The following is a 3,107-nucleotide window of genomic DNA, read 5'->3' on the forward strand; positions in this document are numbered from 1 at the left end:
CATACATAAGCTACAATATCTAGCCCTAGAGATTTATTTCAAGGTTGTTCTAACCATGCCCAAGGTTCTTATTTCTGACCCTATTGACCAGGCTGGTATTGATGTCTTGTCCCAGGTGGCACAGGTCGATATCAAAACTAAGCTCTCTGAAGATGAGTTGGTAAAACTCATTCCTGATTATGATGCCCTGATGATTCGATCAGGTACTAAAGTCACCGCCAAAGTGATTGAAGCAGGTAAACTGCTCAAAATTATTGGACGGGCTGGTGTAGGGGTTGACAATGTAGATGTCCCGGCGGCAACTCGGCGCGGCATTTTAGTTGTGAATTCACCTGAGGGTAATACGATCGCAGCGGCTGAACATGCCATAGCAATGATGCTCGCGCTCTCGCGCTACATTCCAGAAGCTAACCAGTCTGTAAAAGCAGGGGAATGGAAACGAACGGCATTTGTGGGCGTGGAGGTTTACAAGAAGACCTTAGGGATTGTAGGGCTGGGAAAAATCGGTGCCCATGTGGCGACGGTGGCTAGAGCTATGGGAATGCGGCTGCTAGCCTATGATCCCTACGTCTCTACCGAGCGAGCAGAGCAGCTCGGTTGCCGATTAGTGGATTTAGACTTGTTACTACGAGAGTCAGACTACGTTACCCTTCATATTCCCAAAACGCCTGAAACTCAACACTTAATTAATGCTGATGCGATCGCCACCATGAAGCCAACTGCACGCATTATCAACTGTGCCCGTGGTGGCATTATTGATGAAGCTGCCTTGGCCGAAGCTCTGAAGGCAGGCAAAATTGCTGGGGCGGCGTTGGATGTCTATGAGATCGAGCCACTAGAAGCTGAGTCGCCATTGCGATCGCTGACCAAGGAAATCGTGCTGACACCTCATCTAGGTGCATCCACTGAAGAGGCTCAGATCAATGTGGCTATTGATGTGGCTGAGCAAATCCGAGATGTTTTGCTAGGTTTGCCTGCTCGGTCTGCGGTGAATATCCCCGGTCTCAGCCCAGAAGTGATGCAGCGGCTCCGTCCTTACCTGCAACTAGCAGAAACGCTAGGAAATATGCTGGGTCAATTAGCGGGTGGACGAGTGGACTACCTAAATATTCGCTTGCAGGGAGAATTGGCGAGTAACGATAGCCAGCCTGTGGTTGTTGCAGCTCTCAAAGGGTTACTCTCTCAAGCACTGCAAGAGCGGGTCAATTATGTAAACGCCAGTCTAGAAGCAAAAGAGCGTGGTATTCGGGTGATTGAAACGCGGGATGCTTCTATTCGAGATTATACTGGCTCTATTCACCTGGCAACTAAAGGATCCCAAGGCGAGCATTCGGTGACCGGTGCGCTGCTAGGAGACGACGAAATTCGGATTACAAGTTTGGACGATTTTCCCATCAACATTCCCCCTAGCCGGTATATGCTGTTTACGATGCATCGCGACATGCCAGGGATTATCGGTACAATCGGCTCCTTACTAGGAAGCTTTAATGTCAACATTGCCAGTATGCAGGTAGGCCGCAAAATTGTACGCGGTGATGCTGTGATGGTACTCAGCCTGGATGATCCCCTTCCGGATGGTATTCTGGCTGAAATTTCTAAAGTACCAGGCATTCGTGATGCCTACACTGTGACCCTACCAGAGCGATAATTGGTTGAAACGAGAAGGTAGCGAGCCTCGATCAAAAACCAATAGCTGCTGAGGGGTCTGCCGTCCTAGTTTCTGCTGACAACTTTGAGCTAAGGGGCAGGAGCACAGAACTTCCAATAAGGAGGTCATCTGTTGGTGCCTTATGCAGGTTAATCAGGTAGTCTTAAACCAGAAATGGTTACAAGCAGACGGTCTAAGTATGTCCCTAGGTGAGGGATGCTATCCCTTTGACCATCGATAAGTCTTGAACAACCGATTTCTGCTAGCTGATTACAAAACGCAACTTCTTTATAAATCTCTATGTCGAGTAGCTGGTGGGAAATATTGGTGCTCTGTGACCCCAGTTTGGATGAAACGGTCTTTTGGCGACTGGAGACGTTTGGTTTTCGAGGAACTGCCAGTGAGGTCAAGGGAAATCTTTACCTTGTGAGGGCATATATGCCTGAAGAACAACTGCAACTACTCGACTTGGCAGCGATCGCATTGCGCCTACGGCAAGATGCACTCTGTTTAGAACTACCGCTTCCCCAAGTGCAGTGGTCATTGGTGGATGATGAAGATTGGTCAAACAGTTGGAAGCAGTACTGGCATCCACAGTTGATTGGTGATCGGTTCCTGATCAACCCAGCGTGGTTGCCATCCCCAATAGACAGCGATCGCCTAGTGCTGCAACTAGATCCAGGAGCTGCTTTTGGTACAGGCACGCACCCTACTACTCAATTGTGCCTAGAAGCTCTAGAAATGCGCCTAGGGTTACGGTTGCCACCGGGACTCTTGCCCGAAGCAGATGAGTCTCAGGAGCCAGTTCTCATTGCAGATGTGGGTTGTGGCTCTGGCATTTTGTCCATTGGGGCAATTCTGCTCGGTGCAGATCAAGTCTATGCAGTCGATACTGATCCAATGGCTGTGCGAGCAACCCAAGATAACTGTGCACTCAACCGCATCCCTGCTCAGCATATCCTTGTGCAGCAAGGTAGTATAGACCGCGTTATAGCCATGACCAACGGTGCACCAGTAGATGGCATTTTGTGCAATATCTTGGCTGAAGTTATTATTGACCTGATTCCTCAGTTTGCAACTATTGCTAAGCCAACAACGTGGGGAATTATCAGTGGTGTTTTGTTAGACCAGGCAAAACATGTTGCATCTACCTTAGAACAGCATGGCTGGGTTGTAGCAACACTCTGGCGACGACAAGACTGGTGCTGTCTAAACATCCGGCGATCGTAATCTTCACCCTAGCCTCAGTGGTTATGAGTCGTGAGCACGAATTTCCGCTACCTAGCCTGAACCGACTCTACAAATCATCAGGGTTGATGCCTTGGGAGCGAAGATACGCCGCCAATCGTTCCGCCCGCTGGTATTGCTGAAGGGCATCCTCTTCTGGGGTGGGCACTAGCTCTCCCGTGGGCTGGAAGTACCGGAGCTTGTGGTCATGGATCCCTAAGTACAGCCCTAG

3 protein-coding genes are annotated in these 3,107 nt (G+C 49.5%); 2 read left to right on the forward strand and 1 reads right to left on the reverse strand.

Annotated features, from left to right (window positions below):
* The first annotated feature begins 55 nt into the window (after positions 1-55).
* Positions 56-1,648 (forward strand): phosphoglycerate dehydrogenase, encoded by a 1,593-nt coding sequence (serA, locus tag NZ772_16370; protein ID MCS6815130.1) that lies wholly within the window; start codon positions 56-58, stop codon positions 1,646-1,648.
* Between the two features lie 300 nt (positions 1,649-1,948).
* Entirely contained in the window at positions 1,949-2,878 is a 930-nt protein-coding gene (gene prmA / locus NZ772_16375; protein ID MCS6815131.1) for a 50S ribosomal protein L11 methyltransferase, read from the forward strand.
* Between the two features lie 67 nt (positions 2,879-2,945).
* Here prmA and NZ772_16380 read toward each other — a convergent pair.
* A partial coding sequence (locus NZ772_16380; protein MCS6815132.1) for a Uma2 family endonuclease occupies positions 2,946-3,107 on the reverse strand: 162 nt, incomplete at its 5' end.

Source organism: Cyanobacteriota bacterium, from assembly GCA_025054735.1.
In the GTDB taxonomy this organism is placed as follows: Bacteria; Cyanobacteriota; Cyanobacteriia; order SKYG9; family SKYG9; genus SKYG9.